Source organism: Mammaliicoccus sp. RAM2 (assembly GCF_045897195.1).
GTDB lineage: Bacteria > Bacillota > Bacilli > Staphylococcales > Staphylococcaceae > Mammaliicoccus > Mammaliicoccus sciuri.
This window is the reverse complement of record NZ_JBJNWI010000009.1, coordinates 106386-128800: the sequence shown is the minus strand read 5'-3', so window position 1 is coordinate 128800 and position 22415 is coordinate 106386. Positions and strand designations below refer to the sequence as shown.

Annotated in this window: 22 protein-coding genes; 16 read left to right on the top strand and 6 right to left on the bottom strand. The window is 31.7% G+C overall.

The window, feature by feature from the left end:
• Nucleotides 1–33: 33 nt before the first annotated feature.
• On the top strand, nt 34–462 hold the full coding sequence (locus ACJTHF_RS13070) for a VOC family protein (RefSeq protein WP_048540591.1): 429 nt from the start codon (nt 34–36) through the stop codon (nt 460–462).
• A 167-nt stretch (nt 463–629) separates the two neighbouring features.
• Here the strand turns inward: ACJTHF_RS13070 and ACJTHF_RS13065 are convergent, their stop codons facing one another.
• Both ACJTHF_RS13065 and ACJTHF_RS13060 read right to left on the bottom strand, forming a co-directional pair.
• Nucleotides 630–773, bottom strand: a complete 144-nt coding sequence (locus tag ACJTHF_RS13065) for a hypothetical protein (protein WP_167388695.1) — start codon at nt 771–773, stop codon at nt 630–632.
• 503 nt (nt 774–1276) lie between these two features.
• Nucleotides 1277–3199 carry an ABC-F family ATP-binding cassette domain-containing protein gene (locus ACJTHF_RS13060; RefSeq protein WP_107609136.1) on the bottom strand — a complete coding sequence of 641 codons (1923 nt, stop codon included), beginning with the start codon at nt 3197–3199 and terminating at the stop codon, nt 1277–1279.
• 162 nt (nt 3200–3361) lie between these two features.
• Here ACJTHF_RS13060 and ACJTHF_RS13055 point away from each other — a divergent pair, with 162 nt between their 5' ends.
• From ACJTHF_RS13055 to ACJTHF_RS13020, 8 genes are all read left to right on the top strand, one after another.
• On the top strand, nt 3362–3994 hold the full coding sequence (locus ACJTHF_RS13055) for a redox-sensing transcriptional repressor Rex (protein WP_025905057.1): 633 nt from the start codon (nt 3362–3364) through the stop codon (nt 3992–3994).
• Between the two features lie 11 nt (nt 3995–4005).
• Complete coding sequence (locus ACJTHF_RS13050) at nt 4006–4230, top strand: twin-arginine translocase TatA/TatE family subunit (protein WP_048540593.1); 225 nt, start codon at nt 4006–4008, stop codon at nt 4228–4230.
• A 74-nt stretch (nt 4231–4304) separates the two neighbouring features.
• Entirely contained in the window at nt 4305–5084 is a 780-nt protein-coding gene (tatC, locus tag ACJTHF_RS13045) for a twin-arginine translocase subunit TatC (RefSeq protein ID WP_058592484.1), read from the top strand.
• Between the two features lie 125 nt (nt 5085–5209).
• The gene (locus ACJTHF_RS13040) at nt 5210–6277 is read left to right on the top strand and encodes a YeeE/YedE family protein (protein ID WP_058592485.1); all 1068 of its coding nucleotides are present in this window, start codon (nt 5210–5212) and stop codon (nt 6275–6277) included.
• Nucleotides 6278–6295: 18 nt separating this feature from the next.
• The gene (locus ACJTHF_RS13035; RefSeq protein ID WP_025905061.1) at nt 6296–6520 is read left to right on the top strand and encodes a sulfurtransferase TusA family protein; all 225 of its coding nucleotides are present in this window, start codon (nt 6296–6298) and stop codon (nt 6518–6520) included.
• Between the two features lie 126 nt (nt 6521–6646).
• Nucleotides 6647–7600, top strand: coding sequence for a LacI family DNA-binding transcriptional regulator (locus ACJTHF_RS13030; RefSeq protein ID WP_058592486.1), 954 nt, complete (start codon nt 6647–6649; stop codon nt 7598–7600).
• A 65-nt stretch (nt 7601–7665) separates the two neighbouring features.
• Complete coding sequence (locus ACJTHF_RS13025) at nt 7666–9147, top strand: glycoside hydrolase family 32 protein (RefSeq protein ID WP_232157322.1); 1482 nt, start codon at nt 7666–7668, stop codon at nt 9145–9147.
• A gap of 189 nt (nt 9148–9336) precedes the next feature.
• Nucleotides 9337–10314 carry an SdrH family protein gene (locus ACJTHF_RS13020; RefSeq protein WP_232157320.1) on the top strand — a complete coding sequence of 326 codons (978 nt, stop codon included), beginning with the start codon at nt 9337–9339 and terminating at the stop codon, nt 10312–10314.
• 520 nt (nt 10315–10834) lie between these two features.
• On the opposite strand, the gene ACJTHF_RS13015 is transcribed toward ACJTHF_RS13020, so the two are convergent.
• Entirely contained in the window at nt 10835–12535 is a 1701-nt protein-coding gene (locus ACJTHF_RS13015; RefSeq protein ID WP_078354823.1) for a M3 family oligoendopeptidase, read from the bottom strand.
• A gap of 113 nt (nt 12536–12648) precedes the next feature.
• Here ACJTHF_RS13015 and ACJTHF_RS13010 point away from each other — a divergent pair, with 113 nt between their 5' ends.
• Complete coding sequence (locus ACJTHF_RS13010; protein WP_232157318.1) at nt 12649–14076, top strand: phosphate--AMP phosphotransferase; 1428 nt, start codon at nt 12649–12651, stop codon at nt 14074–14076.
• A 200-nt stretch (nt 14077–14276) separates the two neighbouring features.
• On the opposite strand, the gene mroQ is transcribed toward ACJTHF_RS13010, so the two are convergent.
• Nucleotides 14277–15047 carry an intramembrane glutamic endopeptidase MroQ gene (mroQ, locus tag ACJTHF_RS13005; RefSeq protein WP_048540600.1) on the bottom strand — a complete coding sequence of 257 codons (771 nt, stop codon included), beginning with the start codon at nt 15045–15047 and terminating at the stop codon, nt 14277–14279.
• 173 nt (nt 15048–15220) lie between these two features.
• Between mroQ and groES the strand changes: the two genes are divergently transcribed.
• The 3 genes from groES (at nt 15221) to ACJTHF_RS12990 (ending at nt 17867) form a co-directional block, all read left to right on the top strand.
• Complete coding sequence (gene groES, locus ACJTHF_RS13000; protein WP_025905068.1) at nt 15221–15505, top strand: co-chaperone GroES; 285 nt, start codon at nt 15221–15223, stop codon at nt 15503–15505.
• A gap of 43 nt (nt 15506–15548) precedes the next feature.
• Complete coding sequence (gene groL / locus ACJTHF_RS12995; protein WP_037589599.1) at nt 15549–17174, top strand: chaperonin GroEL; 1626 nt, start codon at nt 15549–15551, stop codon at nt 17172–17174.
• A 129-nt stretch (nt 17175–17303) separates the two neighbouring features.
• Nucleotides 17304–17867, top strand: coding sequence for a GNAT family N-acetyltransferase (locus ACJTHF_RS12990; protein ID WP_232157316.1), 564 nt, complete (start codon nt 17304–17306; stop codon nt 17865–17867).
• A gap of 32 nt (nt 17868–17899) precedes the next feature.
• Here ACJTHF_RS12990 and ACJTHF_RS12985 read toward each other — a convergent pair whose 3' ends face one another.
• Nucleotides 17900–18418 (bottom strand): methylated-DNA--[protein]-cysteine S-methyltransferase, encoded by a 519-nt coding sequence (locus ACJTHF_RS12985; protein ID WP_232157315.1) that lies wholly within the window; start codon nt 18416–18418, stop codon nt 17900–17902.
• A gap of 194 nt (nt 18419–18612) precedes the next feature.
• Here ACJTHF_RS12985 and rsgA point away from each other — a divergent pair, with 194 nt between their 5' ends.
• Nucleotides 18613–19656: a ribosome small subunit-dependent GTPase A gene (gene rsgA, locus ACJTHF_RS12980; RefSeq protein WP_058591828.1), complete on the top strand. Its 1044-nt coding sequence runs from the start codon at nt 18613–18615 to the stop codon at nt 19654–19656.
• A 225-nt stretch (nt 19657–19881) separates the two neighbouring features.
• Nucleotides 19882–20694 (top strand): MetQ/NlpA family ABC transporter substrate-binding protein, encoded by an 813-nt coding sequence (locus ACJTHF_RS12975; protein WP_048540604.1) that lies wholly within the window; start codon nt 19882–19884, stop codon nt 20692–20694.
• A gap of 51 nt (nt 20695–20745) precedes the next feature.
• On the opposite strand, the gene ACJTHF_RS12970 is transcribed toward ACJTHF_RS12975, so the two are convergent.
• On the bottom strand, nt 20746–20922 hold the full coding sequence (locus tag ACJTHF_RS12970) for a hypothetical protein (protein ID WP_048540605.1): 177 nt from the start codon (nt 20920–20922) through the stop codon (nt 20746–20748).
• Between the two features lie 164 nt (nt 20923–21086).
• On the opposite strand from ACJTHF_RS12970, the gene ACJTHF_RS12965 reads away from it, so the two are divergent.
• Nucleotides 21087–22370, top strand: a complete 1284-nt coding sequence (locus ACJTHF_RS12965; RefSeq protein WP_058591830.1) for an aminotransferase class I/II-fold pyridoxal phosphate-dependent enzyme — start codon at nt 21087–21089, stop codon at nt 22368–22370.
• Nucleotides 22371–22415 lie beyond the last annotated feature (45 nt).

Below are 22415 nucleotides of genomic sequence, written 5' to 3'. Positions count from 1 at the left end.
ATGTGATATAAAAGATTGAGGAGGCGTTGTAAAGTGGAAGTGAATACTTATTTTAATTTTAAAAATAGTATTGAAGCATTAAAGTTCTACGAAGAAAAATTAGGTGCAACGGATATTATGAGAGTTCCGGGTAACCATGAAATGTTTAAAGATGCACCTGATGAATTTAAATTGCCCGAATCTTTTACAATGAACGCGAGTTTTAACTTATTAGGGAAGACATTTTTATGTAGTGACACTTGGCAAAATAAAGATATCAATAACGAAGGCGCTCAAGCATGTTTTCAGTTTAATTATAACGATGAAGAAGATAGAGCAGCTGTCATCGAATTGTTTAAGAAAGCAGAAGAAGCGGGTTGTAAAATTGATATGCCTTTAAACGAGGTAGAGTGGTCACCACTCTTTGGTTCATTCCAAGATCCATTTGGTGTAACTTGGATGGTAAATGCATATACAGAATAGAAAAGGGAGCGGGACAGAAATCTAATTTGTATAAAAAAGATTTCGTAGTCCCGCCCCGGCAAGGATGACTAGAGTTGAAAAAGCTTGGTACAAGCGCATTTTAATTCAGTCATCTACTGCCAAGATACTACAAAAGACTGAGACATTACATTATGTCCCAGTCTTTTCTATTTACGTGCATATTTGCCTTCACTATTCGTATAGTCAGTATAATCTTTTATACGCTGATCATATTCTTCTTTAGTTATAATTTTATGTTTCAATAGTTCCTTAGCTTTCATTGTATAATTTTCAATGTTAGATTGTTTCATAAATCATCATCCCTTCTGTAGCATACACAAGACCAATTAATCAATGAAATTTAACTCTAAGCACATTATTAACTTCAAAATAAAAGTAGTATTTATAACTAAAGTTTTTAAAACAAGAAAATTGGTTATGTAAATTATAAGACGAATTGAATATTAAATCTAGCCTAATTGATAAATATATTAATATTTTAGTCATTTCAACATTTTGAATTTAAAATATTTACAAAAAATACATGAAGGTCACGTATTTATCATAAAGTCAATACAGAACGTTTGTACTTGTGCACAAGTTAACCACATTTTGTGGATAACATTAGTATAAGTTTTTAAATAATTGTGGATAAGTTGCTTGGTTTAGATTGATTTTTTACATTTTACCTGTGTATAACTAGGATAACTTTGTGGATTACTTGAAAAATAAGACTTTTTGATGTGTATAAAGTTGTGTTTAATTAATACAGAAAAAACGACTGAGGTGTAAAATTTACCTCAGTCGTTTTTTGTTAATTTAACTTACTTTCAAGTTTTTCCCATTTTTCCATGTTTTCTTCGAGCAAACGTTCTGCTTCAACTCGTAAGTTATTGATTTCATTGCTTTTTTCAATATCATTAAATATCTCTGGTAACGTAAGTTGATGCTCATAGTCAGAGATTTGTTTTTCATATGTGGAAATATTATTTTCAATTTCTTCTAACTGTCTTTCAAGTTTACGTTTTTCTTTTTTTAGTTGCTTTTGATTTGCGTAATATTGATCGTCTTTAGGCGTTTCAGTAGATTTGATGTCTTCTTGTTCATAACGACTAATAGCTTCACGTTGTTCAAGTTTTTCTAAATAATATTGGTAATCGCCTCTAAATAATTCATTTCCATTTTGTGTGATGTGGAAAATATTATTTGCTAGTTCGTTAATAAAATAACGGTCATGTGATACAAAGAGTAGTGTACCTTCAAAATTTTGCAAAGCTTGTTCCAACATTTCTTTAGAATCGATATCTAAGTGGTTGGTAGGTTCATCTAATATGAGTACATTGTTTTTTTCTAACATGAGTAAAGCGAGTTGAAGTCTGGCTTTTTCTCCACCAGATAAATCATTAATGACTTTTTTTACTTCTTCTTGAGTAAATAAAAATCTACCTAAAATTGTTCTTATATCTTTCTCAGGCATATGTGCATATTGATTCCAAACATAGTCTAAGATTGTCATATTAGAAGTGAATTCTGCTTGTTTTTGGTCGTAATAACCAATTTGAATATTAGAACCATAAACAATATTACCGCCTAAAGCAGGTATTTTTTGAGCTATTGTTTTAATCAACGTAGATTTACCAATACCATTTGGACCAATTATCGCAATTCGATCATGTCGTTTAACTTCTAAGTTGATAGTTGGTGTAATACTTTTAGAATAACCAATATCCAAATTTTGAACTTTAAGTACATCTTCACCAGTAGCTCTAGTTATTTCAAAATTTATTTGTGCACTTTTAGCATCAAGTCTCGGCATTTCGATTCTTTCCATTCTTTCTAATACTTTACGACGACTTTTTGCCATGCCGCTTGTTGAAGCACGTGTAATATTTTTTTCGACAAATGTTTCTAACTTTTTAATTTCACTTTGTTGTCTTTCATATTCAGCCATGACTTTTTCGTAATGTGCATCTCGTTCTTTTAAGAATTTACTATAATTACCGACATACTTTTTAACAGAACCTAAAGCGACATCATATACTTGATTGACTATTTTATCTAAGAAGTATCTGTCGTGACTGATGATAACAATTGCACCTTTAAAGTGAGTTAAATAATTTTCTAGCCATTCTGTTGTTTCCATATCTAAATGGTTCGTAGGTTCATCGAGTAACAGTAAATCAGGTTCACTTAATAACATTTGAGCCATAGATAATCTTGTTTTTTGGCCACCGCTAAATGATTGAATTTGTCTATCAAAGTCAGATTCTTTAAAGTCTAAACCTGTTAATACGGTCTTAATTTTGCTTTCGTAATTATAGCCGTCCATTAATTCATATTGATTGGATAAAGCCTCGTATTGTGACAACTTTTCTTTATATAAATCTTGGTCATACTCATCAGCATGAATACTTAACCAATCTGTTAAAGTTTTCATTTTATCTTCAATATTGATAACGTCTTTAAATGGTTTTTTCATTTCATTCATAACAGTGTCATTTGAATCTAATGTCATTTGTTGAGTAAGGTATCCCATCGTAACCTGTTTACCTTTAGAAATATTTCCTTCATCATATGATTCAACACCAGCAATGATTTTCATTAATGTTGTTTTTCCCGCGCCATTTCTACCGACAATAGCGATTCTTTCACCGGTTTTTACTTCGAAATCTACATCAGAGAATATAACTTCTCCATCATAAGATTTCTCTAATTTATTTATTTGTAAAAGTATCATGTTTACACCTCTCTATTAGTTATTATTTTACATGAAAACGAGTGATAATTGTATGTAAATCACATACAATATTTATATAGTTATTTTACGTGAAGTTTGTTATAATTAAGCCATTAGATGTGAACGCAATCACATTATTTTATATTGGAAAAGGTGAGGATTTTGGCAAAGAATGATGTGAAGATCCCTAAAGCAACTTTGAAACGTTTGCCTCTTTATTATAGATTTGTTAGCACATTGCATAATTCTGGCGTAGATCGTGTTTCATCAAAAGAATTAAGTGAAGGACTTAAAATTGATTCAGCTACCATTCGTCGAGATTTTTCGTATTTTGGTGAATTAGGTAAAAAGGGTTATGGTTACAATATTAGTTATTTACTTAAATTTTTTAGAACAACGCTTGAACAAGATGATATGACTAAAGTCGCAATCGTTGGTGTTGGTAATTTAGGTACTGCACTTGTGAATTATAACTTTACTGTAAATGATAGAATGCAAATTGTAGCTGCTTTTGATCAATCAGAAGATATAATTGGAAGTATGGTTGGTAAATTAACTGTGGATAGTATGGATGATTTTGAAAAGGTAGTTGAAGAAGTAGGTATACAAGTTGTAATATTAACAGTACCACAACAAGCAGCTCAAAAAGTTGCGGATCGTATAACATCTTCGGGTATTACTGGTATTTTGAATTTTACACCTCAAAGAATTAATGTACCTGAGAAAGTGCAGGTTCATCATATAGATTTAGGAATTGAATTACAATCTTTAATCTTCTTTATGAAGAATCAATAGGAGGGTATCAAATGGAAGCTTTAATGTTTATTAACACACTTGGTATTTCAGGACCAGTCAGTTTATTATTTATAGGGGTAGTTGCATTAATTATATTTGGACCAAAGAAATTACCACAATTCGGTAGAGCAATGGGTTCAACTTTGAAAGAATTTAAAGATGCGACTGATGGCATGACAAACTTTGATGAGAAGAAAAGCACTCCAGAAGATAGCAAAGATAAAGAAGTTAAATAGAATTTTATTTAACAGATGTTCCCATGAATGTGGCGGGTTTCCTGCCACATCTTTTTTAGATTGGAGGTAAGACGGTGGATAAAGACAATTTAACATTTGTCGAACACTTAGAAGAACTTCGTGGACGTATTATGATCATTGCATATTTCCTTGTTGGTGGTCTCATTGTTGGCTTTTTCGTAGCTAAACCAGTTATTTTTTATATAACAAATGATGATTTTACACAAACATTAGAACTCAATGCATTTAGAATAACGGATCCATTAACGATATACATAACAATGATAATTGTGATTGCATTTATCATAGTATCGCCTGTAATTTTATACGAATTATGGGCATTTATATCTCCAGGTTTACATCCGAAAGAACAAAAAGTGACGTTAAGTTATATACCATTTAGTTTGATTTTATTTGTAGGTGGTTTATTATTCTCATACTTTGTGATTTTTCCGTATTTAATTTCGTTCACAATGGGATTAGCTGATGATATGGGGATTAAACAAACGATCGGCATTAAAGAATACTTTAGTGAAATGTTTAAATTTACAATACCATTCGGATTTGTCTTTCAATTACCAATTTTATTACTATTTTTAACGAGATTAGGTATCGTTACACCGATGTTTTTAAAGAAAAATAGAAAATATGCGTATTTTATTTTACTTGTTGTGGCTGCGTTAATCGCACCACCTGACTTTATGACACATATGTTGTTTACATTACCAATGATTTTACTTTATGAAATCAGCATTATTATTTCAAAAATAGGCTATAAAAAATATTTAAAAGCAGAGCAAAAATTAATGGAAGAAGAACTGGGGATGGATCAAGAGGATAAAGAGCAGCTGTAGCTTAATGCTATAGCTGTTTTTTTATTGAATTGTCTGATATTTGTAATCAAATGTTAACTTGAATATGTGTTGAATATGATATATTATTATTCCTATCATTGTAATAGGAATAAGGAGTTGTTTATATGGTTTGGATGATTATAAGTGGCCTTATAGTCGGAATATTACTTGGCTTTGTTATGCAAAGAACACGTTTTTGTTTAACAGGCGGGTTTAGAGATATGTATGTACAGAAAAATAATAAAATGTTTTATGCTTTATTAATCGCGATCTCTATTCAAAGCATTGGATTATTTACACTAGTAGGATTAGGTGTATTTAAGTTAGAAGCAGCAACATTTCCATTAGTAGGTACGATATTTGGATCATTTGTATTTGGTATCGGAATTATCTTAGCTGGTGGATGTGCGACTGGTACATGGTACAGAGCAGGCGAAGGCTTAATTGGAAGCTGGATAGCCTTAGTATTATACGGTGTAACTGCAGCAATTATGAAATCTGGACCATTAAATCCTGTTCAAGAAAAAATTAATTCATATAGTGTCGTTAACTCTAATATGGCAGAAACACTTAATGTACCTGTATGGGTATTGATTGCTATTTTAGTTATTGTTACAGTTTATTTTGTGACAAAAACACTAAAAAAACCAAAAGTAGCAATTCCTCAATTAAAACAAAAATATACAGGCATTCGTCATATCTTATTTGAAAAAAGATATCACCCATTTGCAGCTGCAATAGCAGTAGGTATTATAGCATTAATTGCTTGGCCAATGAGTGCTTCAACAGGTAGAATTGCTGGCCTTGGTATTACAACACCTTCAGCAAATATCGTGCAATACTTAGTTACAGGTGATGCTTCATTAATAAACTGGGGCGTATTTTTAGTACTTGGTATATTTATCGGTTCATATATTGCTGCAAAAGGTTCAAGAGAATTCAAATGGAGAATGCCAGATACTAAAACAATAAGAAACAGTGTTATCGGTGGTGCTTGTATGGGTGTTGGTGCATCATTAGCAGGCGGATGTTCAATCGGTAATGGTTTAGTTTCAACTGCAGCAATGAGTTGGCAAGGTTGGGTTGCATTACCATCAATGATCGTTGGTGCATGGTTTATGAGTTATTTCATCTTTGTTAAACCTAGAAAAGCAAGACAAACTAAGACACAAGTAAGTACACAAAGTATTTAATAAAAGGAGTCGATATATATGGTACATGAATTAGGTACAGTAGGAATGGTATGCCCATTCCCATTAATAGAAGCACAAAATAAAATGGATGAATTACAAGTTGGCGAACAATTGAAAATTGATTTTGATTGTACGCAAGCGACAGAAGCACTCCCAAATTGGGCAGCAGAGAATGGTTATCCAGTTACGAATTATGAACAACTTGGAGATGCTTCATGGACGATAACGGTTGAAAAACAATAAATTACATTTAACCTAGAAACAAAGGCAAGTATCTTTGTTTCTAGGTTTTTTTGTTTAAAACTGTATTTTATTTATAAAGAATTGGAAACGGTTTTATGATAGAATAAATGACTGAGAGGTGTATACATGAAGACGATTAAAGATATTGCTAATATGGCGGGTGTTTCTAAAAGTACAGTTTCTAGATATTTAAATGGTGGCTCCATTAGTAAAAGTACAAAAGAAAAAATACATAGAGTAGTAGAAGAAACAGGATATAAACCGAATCAATTTGCTCAAAGTTTAAAGGCTAAGAGAACGGGGCTGATCGGTGCAATTGTACCAAGGTTAGATTCCTATGCAACGACTGAAACGTTAAAAGGAATTGAAACAACTTTACTTAAACAAAATGTTCAAACAATGATTGTGAATACAGATTTATCAAAAGATAGAGAGATTGATTCAATTTATATGTTAGCTAAGAGAAAAGTGGATGGCATTATTTTGATGGCTACTAACATTTCTGAAGAACATATGAAAGCAATTGAGTCAGTTGAATGCCCGATTGTTATTGTTGGTCAATCACATGGATCACTTTTATCGATAGTTCATGATGATTTCCAAGCAGGTAATCAAGTAGCAGAATGGTTATTGAAACATCAAAAGCACAATATTACATATATCGGTGTTTCTGAACATGATATTGCAGTTGGTAAGACGAGAAAAGAAGGTCTGTTTATTCCACTAAAGGATCAAGGCATCAACCCAACATTTATTGAAAGTAGTTTCAGTATAAGAGATGCTCAGATATTAGGTAATGATATTAAGTTGAGAGAAGACGAAGTTATTGTCGCAGCTACTGATAATATAGCTTTAGGTATATACCATACACTTTTAAAAAGAGAAGTTGATATGCCAACGATTGTTGGATTTGGCGGAAATAAGATGACAGAAATTGTGGCACCTCATATTGGTACTGTAAAGTTTAACTATTATTTAGCTGGTGAGACAGCTGTTCATGTATTAAATAAAAGTATTAATCAAGAAACGGTAGAAAAATTAAATATTATCGGAACACAATTTGAATGGTTAAAAAAATAAGCCTTTCAAGTATGCTAAAATATATATTATGGAACCGGTCTAAATCGGATGTAAGGAGAATGATAATGGTAAATTGGACACGAGAAGAAAGATATAAAAAATTATCAGACATATCTGATGAAGCATACAATGAATTAATAGATAAAGTGAATGCGTCAAAATGGCGTCAAACTTTTCATATTCAACCAAAAACAGGGTTGTTAAATGATCCAAATGGTTTGGTTTATCATAATGGCGTTTATCATATATTTCATCAATGGTTTCCGCTTGGTGCCGTTCATGGTTTGAAGTATTGGTATCATTATACAAGTAAAGATTTACTAGAATTTAAAGATGAGGGAATCGCGTTGGCGCCTGATACAGAATATGATAGTCATGGTGTATATTCGGGTAGTGCATTTGATTATGATGGAAAGTTATATTTAATGTATACGGGAAATGTGCGTAATGAAAATTGGGATCGTAAATCTGTCCAAATGATTGCTGAACAATTAGAAGATGGCACTTTTAAAAAGTTTGATCAACCAGCTATTCCAAACAAGCCAGAAGGATATACTGAACATTTTAGAGACCCTAAAGTATGGTTTGAGAATGGAAAATACTATGCAATATTTGGCATTCAAAGAGAGAATGAAACAGGTACAGTTGTTATATATGAATCTGAAGATATTCAAGATTGGCAATTTAAAGGCGAAATTGAAACACAACTGCAAAACTTTGGTTATATGTGGGAATGTCCAGATTTATTTAAGTTAAATGATAAAGATGTATTTATCTTTTCGCCTCAAGGTATTGAAGCGGAAAATAACCAATTCGAGAACATATATCAATCAGGATATTTAATTGGTGATTTTGATTTAAACATGTTAAAGTTTGAGCATCAGAATTTTGTTGAATTAGACCAAGGTTTTGACTTTTATGCACCTCAAACGTTCTTAGATGAACATGGTGACAGAATATTAATTGGTTGGATGGGACTTCCTGAAATAGATTATGCTACAGATGAAGAATGTTGGGCACATTGTTTAACTATTCCAAGAGTATTAACAATTGAAGATGATAAACTGAAACAAAGACCTATAAAAGCACTTGAAAAATTAAGAACAAATAAAGAAACTGCTGAAGGTTATGCTAATAAGCATTCAGTTAAACTTCACCCATATGAAGGTAAACAGTTTGAATTAATGATTGAGATTCTGGAGAATGAAGCTAGCGAAATATACTTTGATTTAAGAGTATCTAAGAAATGTTCAACGCAAATTATTTATAATACACGTTCTAAACAACTAACTTTAGATCGATTTGAAAGTGGTATTGTAAGTGAAGCGGTTGAGAAGACAACTCGGACAACAACTTTAGATAATGATTTAAAAGACCTGAGAATTTATAGTGATACATCTAGTCTAGAAATTTTCGTTAACGATGGTGAAAAAGTATTCACAACGAGAATATTCCCTGATGAAGATGCTGTTAATTTCAGAACTTCTACAGAGTCTGGCCAAGTTTACTTGAAGTTTACGAAATATGACTTACAACTAAATAATTAAACGAATCAAAAACACTTGTTGTTTTGATACAACAAGCGTTTATTTTAATATCAGTAAATTGTAAGAAATATGAATAAGTTATTACAAAATATTAATTCTGTGTAACATATGGCGTTCAAGCATAGAAAACAAAGAAACATTCCTTTATACTTTAACTATTAATTAATGTAGAGGAGGGGAAGAATTTTTATGAAGATATTTAAAAATGCTATGATTTCAACATTACTATTATCTTCTATGGCATTTGGAGTAGCACATGGGAATAATACAGATGCGATAGAAAGCAATGAATCTAGTACAAAAGATACTTCTCCGAACACAACTCAAGAACAATCGAATCAAAATATAGAAGCACAGCAATCCAAAGAAACTGATTCTAATAGTGAACAAAATAGTAAAACAGAGGAAAGAAGTACTGAACCGAAGTCAGAAGAAATTTCAAGTACAGAGGAACAGTCATCAGAAGAACCAACAACAGAAGAGCCGAGCACTGAGCCGAAATCAGATCAGAAACCAAGTACAGAAGAACCTAAGACTGATGAAAAGCCAAGTACAGAGGAGCCTACAACAGAAGAGCCGAGCACTGAAGAACCAACAACAGAAGAGCCGAGCACTGAAGAACCTTCAAGCAATGATAGCAATCATCAAGATCAATTACCATCACCGAATCAATCCAATAGTGGGAAACCATCTTCTGAAGAACCTAAAACTAATGAACCAAATACAAATAGAAATAACGATCAAAATGTAAATCAATATAAACCAACAATGCCAGCATATCCTAACACAAATGAAGTAGGGGATGGCTATTACAACAATCCGCAATACACTGATGAAAAAGCGCCTAAATTTATACCTGGCCATTCAGAAGCGTATTATAGTAAATTGGATGAAGATGTGTTAGAGCTTGTAACAAGTAAAGTTGGTAGTAGACCTGATTTAGCACAACCAAAATTTAAAAAGACTAATATAACGACAGAAACAACATCTGTAGATGATGATGATGATACAAAAATAGAAACAACAAAAACAACAACAGAAAGTTTTGAAACAGCTTCTGATCATAAAGATGTTTCTAAACCGCTTATCATTGGTATTTCAATCGCAATCGTACTTGTATTAGGATTCATCATATTATTCATAATGCGAAGATTTTCAAAGTCATAAATATAAATCAAGTAAAAGTGAGTCTGGGACAGAAATGTTCTAGACTCCTTTTCATATTTTTAGAAATAGGAGGCTGAATATTGCAAGTGAGGCGCGACAAGCAATGTTGGGAGGCTGAATATTGCAAGTGAGGCGCGACAAGCAATGTTGGGAGGCTGAATATTGCAAGTGGGACGTGACAAGCAATGTTGGGAGGCTGAATATTGCAAGTGAGGCGCGACAAGCAATGTTGGGAGGCTGAATATTGCAAGTGAGGCGCGACAAGCAATGTTGGGAGGCTGAATATTGCAAGTGAAGCGCGACAAGCAATGTTGAGGCTCTGTATTTATCAAGACTGCCCAAACAAGATAAATAGGCGCTTTGTATATTGCAAGACACTCCAATCTAGCAACATAGAACCTCACTCTTACCTTGATTCTTCCATATAAAAAAGACTGGGACATAATGTAATGTCTCAGTCTCTTGTAGTATCTAGTCATCCATGTCGGGGCGGGATTTCTGCCCCGCTCTCACTTTTTTATTAAAATTCACTTTGATCAATATTCTGAGTTGCTTTGTATAATGTTTCTATAATGGATTTTACAGTACCTTCTACAAAAGGAGATTGTAACTGAACAGATGCCATAATATCAATAAATGATTGTGAACCGCCAATTTGACATATTTTTAAATAATCAGACCATGCTTGTTCTGGATCAGCTTCTTGTTTAATAAAAAATTGCATTGCACAAATTGTCGCTAATGTATAATCAATATAATAAAATGGTGATGCAAATATATGACCTTGTCTATGCCAAAATGCACCATTTTCAAGATGTTGAATATTGTCATAGTCTACGCTTGGGAAGTATTTATTTTCTAAATCTGACCAAGCTTTTCTGCGTTCTTCTGAAGAAATGTCTGGATTCTCATAAACAAAGTGTTGGAATTCATCCACTGCTACACCATATGGTAAGAATTTAATATTGTCTTCTAAGTGAGCGAGTTTAAATTTATCCGTATCTTGTTTGAAAAATAATGACATCCATGGATAAGTTAAATATTCCATGCTCATTGAATGAATTTCACATGCTTCTGAAGTAGGGAAGTAATATTCGGGCACAGAATACTTCAAGCTTTCAAATACTTGAAAAGCATGTCCGGCTTCATGTGTCATAACTTCAATATCGCCTTGCGTGCCATTAAAATTGGCAAAGATGAATGGTGATTTAAAATCATTAATGATTGTACAATAACCACCACTTTCTTTTCCTTTTTTAGCTTCTAAGTCAAATAATTGTTTATCAATCATAAAATCTATAAAATGACCAGTTTCTTCAGAACGTTCATGGTACATTTTTTTAGCATTTTTCACGATTTCTTCAGTTGATATTTGTGGTTTTGGCGAACCAGTTTTAAAAGTAAAATTATTATCGTAAGCTTTTAAATTGTCCACGCCAATACGTTTTGCATGCTGTGATTTGATGTCTTCAGTAATAGGTACGACATGTTCTTTAACTTGCTCTCTAAAAATTTTAACATCATTTGCATCGTACCCAATTCTTTGCATTCTATCATAGCCGAGTTGAACAAAGTTCTCATATCCTAATTTTAAAGCTATTTCATGTCTAGTTTTTACGAGATCATCATAGATACGATCTAAATCCTCTAGATGCTCTGCAAAAAACTGTTCTCTAGCTGTAAATGCATCTTTTCTAATTGCTCTATCTTCGTTGATTAAGTACTTACTGAATTGTGATAAGTTCAAATGTTCACCGTTATATTCAATATCTGCTGAAGCAATTAATTTATCATATTCGCTTACTAATTTATTTTCTTTAACAAGTAAGTCATTAATAGAAGGATTATATGTATTGAGAGCAACTTCTGCTAAAGAAAAAAGTTGTTGTCCAAAATGTGCAATTAAATCATTTTTAAATTTAGATTTTAATAAAGATTGATAGAATAAATGATCTAAATGTTGTATTTTAGGCATTGTTTCATCAAAGAAATCTCTTTCTTTATTATAATATTCATCATTTGTATCGATAGATGCTCTTATGTAAGCTAGGTTATAATGCGTATCAGTATGGTTTCTAACCTTATTAATTTCATTAATCGCCTCAATTGCTTGATCGACCGTTTCTGCATTATCGAATTCATTTAATAATGATTTGGTTTGTTTTTCTTTTTCTTCAATATTGATTTGTTCATATTGATAATCTTTAAAAGTTAACGACATGTTAAAACCTCCCTTAATAAATATATTATAACATTTCTTTGTTGTAATTTTATTGAAAATTGCGAAAATAAAGGTAAAAGCATATAATATGAGATGAAAAGAGGTGTATATAAATGGCTAAAAATAATGAACAATTATCTTTAGAAGTAGCAGCATTAACGAGGAAGACAAAAGAACTTGGAATTCCTATCATGATTGTATTTGAAGGTGTTCCCGCATCAGGTAAGACGAGACTATCAAATGAACTTCTTTTAACACTTGATGCTAAATACACACACTTTGTACCGATGAAATCACCTTCAGAAGACGATCTAAGATATCAATTTTTACAGAAGTATTGGAACAGTTTACCTTCAAAAGGTGATATCAATATTTATTTTAGAAGTTGGTATGCATATTATATAGAATATCAAGCAAACAAAATAAAACATTCTATATACAACAAATATCATGCATTACGAAGACAAATCCAAGACTTTGAATCGATGGTCCATGATGATGGCTATGAAATTATTAAGTTTTATATTGAGATTAGTGATAAGAAGAGAAAAGAACATTTAAAAGAAATGAAAGAAAATCCATTAACAAGTTGGAAAGCACAAGAATATGAAAGTGCCATTAATGATGACGTATATCATAAAGAAATGCATAAAATACTTAAAGCATCGCCTGATGAATGGGAAATCATTGATTATACAGAGAGAGAAGAAGCTATCAATTTAATGTATCAGCACATTATCAATCGTTTGAACAAAGCGATTAAACTACATAAAAAGAAAGACAAAGTAATTGATGGCGATTTTACAGAAGATTTTAAAACAGACCTATTTAATCAATCATTAGATAAAGTAGATAAAAAGACATATAAATCTCTTATAGGTGACTTACAAGATAGATTGAAAGAATTGCAATTTGCATTATACGAAAGAAAAATTCCGTTAATATTAGTATACGAAGGCATGGATGCAGCCGGTAAAGGTGGCAATATTAAAAGAGTTAGAGAAAAATTAGATCCAACCGGTTATGAAGTAAATGCAATAAGTGCCCCAACAGATGTTGAGTTGAATCATCATTACTTATGGAGATTTGCTAAAGATATGCCTAGAAGCGGCCATATTGAAATATTCGATAGAAGTTGGTACGGAAGAGTATTAGTCGAAAGAGTAGAAGGATTTGCTACTAAGAAAGAATGGAAACGTGCATATGAAGAAATCAATCAATTTGAGAAAATGTGGACAGACGAAGGTGCAATTATCTTGAAATTCTTCTTAACTTTAGATAAAGATGAACAATTAAGAAGATTTAAAGAAAGAGAAGAAACACCAGAAAAACAATGGAAAATTACAGACGAAGATTGGCGAAATAGAGAAAAATGGGATCAATATATCGAAGCAAGTCACGATATGATTAAATTAACAAACACAGATCATGCACCATGGCTTGTCGTACCAGCTGACAATAAAAAATCAGCTAGAATCGAAGTTATTAAATACATTATTAAAAAATGTGAAGAAGTATTATGGGGCGTTAAACAATATTAGAATATGTTAGGGACATAATTGTGAGAAATGTCTCTAAGAAGTGTCCCTCTAATTACCACAATTCAGAATAATGATAGGTAGCGCGTTCTAATTACCAGAATTCGAAATAATGGAAGTTAGCCGCTCTCTAAATACAAAAAATAAGCATATCACTTAAGGCTGAGTTCTTCAGTTCGGTGATATGCTTATTTTATTTTCATTTAGCTATACATGCTCAAGATTGTATGATAAATCAGTTGTGAAATTTGAGATTGCTTCTCTAATTGTTCGTTTACTTGATCTTTAAATACAATTTGTCCCAAAACAACTATACCGTTCATTCCCATATGCGCAATCATTGGTACGATGATACGTTTCGTTAATACATAAAGTCCACTAAATACAGTTCCCATTACAACATATATTAATGTATGTTCTGGATCTGAATGTGCTAATGAAAAGATAAAAGAACTGACTAATACTGCTACGATAAAGCTTAACCACTTAGGTGCTTTGATCATATTGTATATCTCTCCGAAAATTAATTTACGGAATATTAATTCTTCTAATATTGGACCTGCTAATACGATATAAATGATTAATATATGTGATTGTTGTGCAATCTTCATGAGATTTTGAGTATTGCCACTTTCTACTGGTTGATTAAATATATATGTATTAATCAAAGCGGCGATGATTTGTCCAAGCATGGCCATTATAATACCTGCAACACACCAGAAAATCACGTATACCCATGGTTCTTTCTTTTGTTGTTCTAATCGAGTTGGGTTTTTAATATTTGAGTTCATATACCATAATAATAAAACAGTAATGATAGCTGTTGTTGCCATCCAAGTTAAGCTGATTTCTAATCTTGTGACTTTAGATAATCCTGAATCAGCGTATAAACTATTTGGAATAATTGCGATTGTTTGTACAACACCAAATAGTAATAGGGTAGCAATATTAACAGTTAATCGATTAAATTGCATTTTCAATTCCTCCAAAAATAAACATGTAAACATTGTACCTTATTTAGCAGAAAAAGAGAAAAATTTAAGTTATATTGCTTGTAATTTTGACCAAATTTGATTATTATAAAAATGTAGTTAGCACTTAAGTATAAAGAGTGCTAACATTATTAGCGACAAGGAGGATTTTATAAATGTTAAAACCATTGGGAGATAGAATTATTATTGAGAAAACAGAAACAGAACAAACTACAGCTAGCGGAATTGTATTGACAGATTCAGCTAAAGAATCGTCCAACGAAGGAAAAGTTGTTGCTGTTGGACCAGGTAAGCGTCTGGAAGATGGTACAAGACTTACTGTAGATGTTGCTGTAGGTGATCAAGTTGTATATCAACAATACGCAGGAACAGAAGTTAAACGAGATAAAGAAACATATATTATCCTTTCAGAAGATGACATTTTAGCAGTTATTGAATAATTTAGATAATATTTTTGAAGATATTTTATGGAGGTTTTTATAAATGGCTAAAGAACTAAAATTTTCAGAAGACGCTAGACGTTCTATGCTTGCTGGTGTTGATAAATTAGCAAATGCAGTTAAAGTAACTTTAGGACCTAAAGGACGTAACGTCGTTTTAGATAAAAAATTCACTTCACCATTAATCACAAATGATGGTGTTACAATCGCTAAAGAAATTGAATTACAAGATCCATATGAGAATATGGGTGCTAAATTAGTTGCAGAAGTTGCAAACCAAACAAATGATGTTGCAGGTGACGGTACAACTACAGCAACTGTCTTAGCTCAAGCGATGATTCAAGAAGGTTTAAAAAACGTAACAAGTGGTGCAAATCCAGTTGGTATTCGTGAAGGTATTGATAAAGCAGTTAAAGTAGCTTTAGAAGAATTACACAATATCTCTCAACCAGTTGAGAAAAAAGAAGAAATTGCACAAGTTGGTTCTATTTCTGCTGCTGATGAAGAAATTGGTAAATTTATTTCAGAAGCAATGGAAAAAGTAGGTAATGACGGTGTTATTACAATTGAAGAATCTAAAGGATTCAGCACTGAATTAGAAGTTGTTGAAGGTATGCAATTTGATAGAGGATATACTTCACCATATATGGTGACAGATTCAGATAAAATGACTGCTGAATTAGAAAATCCTTACATCTTAATTACAGATAAAAAGATTTCTTCATTCCAAGATATTTTACCTATCTTAGAAAAAATCTTACAAACAAATAGACCAATTTTAATTGTTGCTGACGATGTTGATGGAGATGCATTAACAAACTTAGTATTAAACAGATTACGTGGTACATTTACAGCAGTAGCAGTTAAAGCGCCTGGATTTGGTGACCGTCGTAAAGCAATGTTAGATGACTTAGCAATTTTAACTGGTGGCCAAGTGATTACTGATGACTTAGGTTTAGACTTAAAAGAAACAACTCTAGATATGCTTGGTGAAGCAGGTAAAGTTCAAGTTACTAAAGACGACACTACAATTGTTGAAGGTCAAGGTGACTCAGTAAACATCGACGCTCGTGTTGGTCAAATTAAAGCTCAAATTGAAGAAACAACTTCAGACTTTGATCGTACGAAATTACAAGAACGCTTAGCTAAATTAGCAGGTGGCGTTGCAGTTATTAAAGTAGGTGCTGCAACTGAAACAGAATTAAAAGAACGTAAATTAAGAATTGAAGATGCTTTAAACTCTACACGTGCTGCAGTTGAAGAAGGTATAGTAGCAGGTGGTGGTACAGCATTAGTATCTATTTATAATAAAGTAGCTGAAGTTGAAGCGAAAGGCGATGTACAAACTGGTGTGAACATTGTGTTGAAAGCTCTTGAAGCACCATTACGTCAAATCGTTGAAAATGCTGGCTTAGAAGGATCAATTATAGTTGAAAAACTTAAAAATGCTGATGAAGGTATTGGTTACAATGCAGCAACAGATGAATGGGTAAATATGTTAGACGCAGGTATTGTCGATCCTACAAAAGTTACACGTTCAGCATTACAAAATGCAGCATCTGTAGCAGCAATGTTCTTAACTACTGAAGCAGTAGTAGCAGACATTCCAGAAGAAGAACCAGCAGCACCAGATATGGGCGGCATGGGCGGAATGCCAGGTATGATGTAATTCGGTAAATATAACCGACATTACAAATTTAGAGATATGTCTAATCCCCTTTCTAAATGGTATTAAACCATATGGAAAGGGGATTTTTATGTTAAAATGAATCTAATTTGTATTAAAGGAGTAGAAAATATGATTAGACCTGCTGTTAAAGAAGATGCGAAAAAACTAAGTGAGTTAATGTTTATGATTTGGCATGATATGGAACTACCTTTAGTTGTTCAAAATGATAAGGAAACTGTTTTAAGATTACTTGAACAAGCGAGTGTTGAGAGTGAATATAGAAACCATTATAAACATAGTCAGGTATATGAAGTCGATGGTGAAGTAGCAGGTTTTCTTAATTGCTATAGTGGTACTGACGAAAAACAACTTGAAGAAAATTGGTACAATATTGCATTTAAAGATTCTTTTAAATTAGAAGGAACGCCGTTACCTGAACATGAAGCGGATAATGGTGATTTATATATTGATTCAGTTGCGGTCTTTTCAGAATATAGAGGTAGAGGTATTGCTTCTAAACTTATAGAAGATGCTATTGAACGAGCTAAAGAAAGAGGATTTAAGCAAGTATCATTAAATTGTGAATTTGATAATGAAGGTGCAATGAAATTATATGAGAAACTTGGTTTCAAGTCATCATATGATCTAAAACTAAGTGGACATGACTACAAATATATGATTAAACATTTATAGTAAACTAAAAAAAGTAACATCGGTTGAAAATATTAGCTGATGTTACTTTTATTTTTCTCAATATCAAGCAAGATTTCTTTTCGTTCTATGCCACTGGAATATCCACCAATTGAACCATCAGCAGCTATCACACGATGACAAGGTACAAGAATCGTAATAAAATTCTTACCATTTGCATTAGCGACAGCACGAAAAGCAGTAGGTTTACCAATATTTTCAGCTAACTGCTTATAAGATATCGTCTCGCCAAACGGAATATCACATAAAGCACGCCACACTTTTTGTTGAAAAGTTGTACCAAAATTAAAATGTATAGGTGTTGTAAAATTAGAAAGATTACCTTCAAAATAAAGATTCAATTCCTCTTCAAGCTTATCTAAAACATGATTACTTTCATCATTAATTTCTGAATTAAGTTGTTTACGTACAATTTGTAACTCTTCTTCTAACGAAGGTTTATTCGTAAAATGTAACATTAATAAGTACTCATTATTAGCAATTGCTAACATTTCACCAGCATTCGTTTGAATTAACTTTTGATATAAAGCCATAATTATCACTCCTAATGAAAGTTTAACATATAGACAACTCATACTTTATGAATTTGAATAAAAATATATGTTCATATACAATTATGATAATAAGTTTGAAAGGGTGATGTATTATGTTGGATTTAAATCAATTGTTTCTTGTTAACTTAAGTATGGGTGGCCATAATTCCTAATTTATATAAATGGGGAGTTAAATGAAAATAGAACAATTAGGTATTAAAGAAGAACAATTATCATATTATAAGAATAATTTTAATGATGAATTTAAAATTGGAAGAATATCTTTCGTCTCTAAAAATCATTTTAAAGTCATAACAACCACAAGTCAGTATAAAGCAGAAATTACACAAAAATTAGTTAATCAAAAATTGATACCTGCTATAGGAGACTGGGTTGTCGTTAATGAACTAGATGATTTTAAATTGATAATTGATATATTACCAAGAACTAGTGAGCTAAAACGGCAATCTAAAAAACATGAATCACTTGACCAATATATAGCAACGAATATTGATGAAGTGTTTATTGTAATGGGACTAGATGGCGACTTTAATTTAAACAGGTTAGAAAGATATGCGATTCAAATTAAAGAAAGTGGTGCCTTGCCTGTTATCATTTTGAATAAGTTAGACATTATTGATGATTACAAAGAAAAAGTTCAATTAGTCAACAGGAGATTAAGTAATGTCCCTATTATCACTACTAGTGTGATTAAAAATATCAATATGGATCAAATTAAGAAAAGGTTCTATGAAGGTATGACTGCAACACTAGTAGGGTCGTCGGGTGTTGGAAAATCGAGTATAGCAAATTATTTAGTTGGCAAAGATATTTTAAAAACTCATTCAACAAGAGAAGATGATCAAAAAGGTAGACATACAACAACACATAGAGGCTTGTATTTGATTCAGCCTACCGGTGTAATAATTGATACACCTGGAATGAGAAGCTTAGGGCTTTCAGTTGACCAAGATAATATAATAGACAGTTTTGAGGATATTAAATTACTCTCCCAAAATTGTAAGTTTAGTGATTGTAAACATGAGACTGAACCTGGATGTAAAGTACAAGAAGCTTTAAAAAATGGTGATTTAGATATAAGTCAATATAACAACTATCTAAAACTTAAAAAAGAAATTGCTTATAACAATTCGAAAGTATCTAAAAAAGCGGCTTCTGAAAAGAAAAAACAATGGAAATCATTAACTAAAATGAATAGAAATAAACCAAAATATTAAACGAACTATTAAACAGAATTCTTCAATAGAGGATTTCTGTTTTTTTATTATGTTAAAAGTACAGTCATTTCACCAGCATTCGTTTGAATTAACTTTTGATATAAAGCCATAATTATCACTCCTAATGAAAGTTTAACATATAAAAATTTGATTGACTTTAGATTACTAAATGATAATATAGTAATTAAACAGATGAGTTTAGTCGGAATTAAGGGAGGCGTTTTTATGAAAAGATACATATTTTTAGCTTTGACACTTATTTTATCAGTTGTAGTAGCAGCTTGTGGAAATAATGATGACAAAGAAAAGAAGGAAATTACTATTGCTACATCACCGGGACCTTATAGTGAGTTGTTTTTGAAAGGTATTAAACCTGAATTAGAGAAGAAAGGTTATACTGTTAAAGATAAAGACTTCACTGAATTACTACAAGCTGATGTTGCTTTGCAAGAAGGTAGTGTGGATGTTAACGTTGATCAACATAAAGCGTATATGGATACGTTTAATAAAGAAAGAGATGCTGATTTAACGAATATTACTAAAATACCAACAGTGCCTGCACAAATTTTCTCTAATAAAAATAAAGATCTTAAAGGTATTAAAAAGGGAGATACAATAGCTATACCACAAGATCCATCAAATGCAGCTAGAGCTTATCGTTTATTAGAAAAAGCAGGTTGGATTAAATTAAATGCAGATAAAAATGATATTAAAATCACGAAGAAAAATATTTCTGATAATCCAATGAATCTTAACATCAAAACGATGGATTCTGCAAATATTCCTAGAATTTTAGACGAAGTTGATTATGCAGTTATACCAGGTTCAATTGTTTACGCTTCGAAAGTTGATCCAGCTAAAGGACTTCTAAAAGAAGATTTAGTAGAAGATTTATATTTACAAGTTGTTGTAGATAGTAAAAATAAAGATGCTAAATGGGTAAAAGATATAAAAGAGGCATATCAATCAAAAGGATTTAAGAAAGTATTAGATAAAGAAAATAAAGATGATTATTGGAAAATACCAAAGCAATCATAATATAAATATAGAGACTGGGACATTACCTTATGTTCCAGTCTCTATATTTTTTTACTTCTTTTTATTAGCCTTTTTTCGGTCGCCATTTCTACTTATAAATGCAGCTACTAAAAATAATATTGATGCGAATGTAAATTGAATGCCTGAGTTGCCGCTTATTTGAATGCCTATTCCAATAATTAAGCAGATTATAGCTAAACCAACGAGAACTTTTGTAATTGTAGACATATATTTTGCTCCTTTACTTTATTTATTATATCAATTATTTCTTTGTTATCCAAAAAGGGATCATTTTCTAAAATTAAATGATGAAATTTAGTGAACACACTTTTAATTTTCATAATTCTCGTCTAGTATAGAAGTATCATAACAATGAAAGAGGATGACTTTCTATGAACCCACTAGCATTAGAATTAAATGAACAACTGAAAAAAGAATATCCTGTTGTATTAGATATGCTTTCCGATTTAGGTAAATCTATTTATTATCCAAAGGGTATTTTATCACAATCTGGAGAAGCAAAAGGTACAAAGTATAATGCAACAATCGGTATGGCAACTACTGATGAAGGTATTATGTACACAGATGCTTTATATAACCAATTTGGTACCCAAGATCCAAGTGATATATTCCCATATGCACCGCCACAAGGTGATGAACGTTTACGTACATTATGGCAACATAAAATTTTAAAAGACAATCCTGATTTAAGTGCTGATGATATTTCTAAACCAGTCGTAACAAATGCATTAACACACGGATTATCTTTAGCTGGAGACTTATTTGTAGATGCCCAAGATACAATTTTATTACCTGAACATAACTGGGGGAACTATAAATTAGCTTTTGGTGTAAGACATAGTGCGAACATTGAAACTTATAAAGCATTTGAAGAAGATGGCAGTTACACTTTAGAATATTTCAAACATGCTTTAGAACAATATAATAAAGAAAAAGTTATTCTCGTTTTAAACTTCCCAAATAATCCAACAGGCTATACACCAGTAGTTGAAGAAGTAAAAGAAATGGTTGAAGCTATTAAACAATTAGCTGATAAAGGTACGCAAGTAATTACTTTAGTTGATGATGCTTATTATGGATTATTCTTTGAAGATGTTTATAAACAATCTGTCTTTACAGCAATAACTGCGCTAAATCATGAAAATATTATGCCGGTTAAAATTGATGGGGCAACTAAAGAATACTTCTCATGGGGCTTCCGTGTTGGTTTCTTAACATTTGGTAGTCAAAATGATGTTGTTAAAGATGTATTAGTTGCTAAATTAAAAGGATTAATTAGAAGTAACTTATCAAGTTGTTCTTTACCAAGCCAAACTGCAATTATTCATGCAATGGAAGATCCTTCTTTCCAAGATCAAGTTGATCATAACGTGAATATTTTAAAAGAAAGATATGAAGTAACTAAAGAAGTCGCTTATCGTGATGAATTTAAATCATTATGGAAGCCGTATGCATTTAATTCAGGTTACTTTATGGCACTTAAAGTGTTAGATGTAGACCCTGAGCAATTAAGATTACATTTAATTGAGAAGTATAGTATCGGTATTATTGCTTTAAATAAAACAGATATCCGTATTGCGTTTAGCTGTATTGAAAAATCTGATATAGAACATGTATTTGAATCTATTGCTAAAGCAATCAATGACTTAAAATAATAAAATTAAACAGAGTGTGTATATATATTGTATATACACACTCTG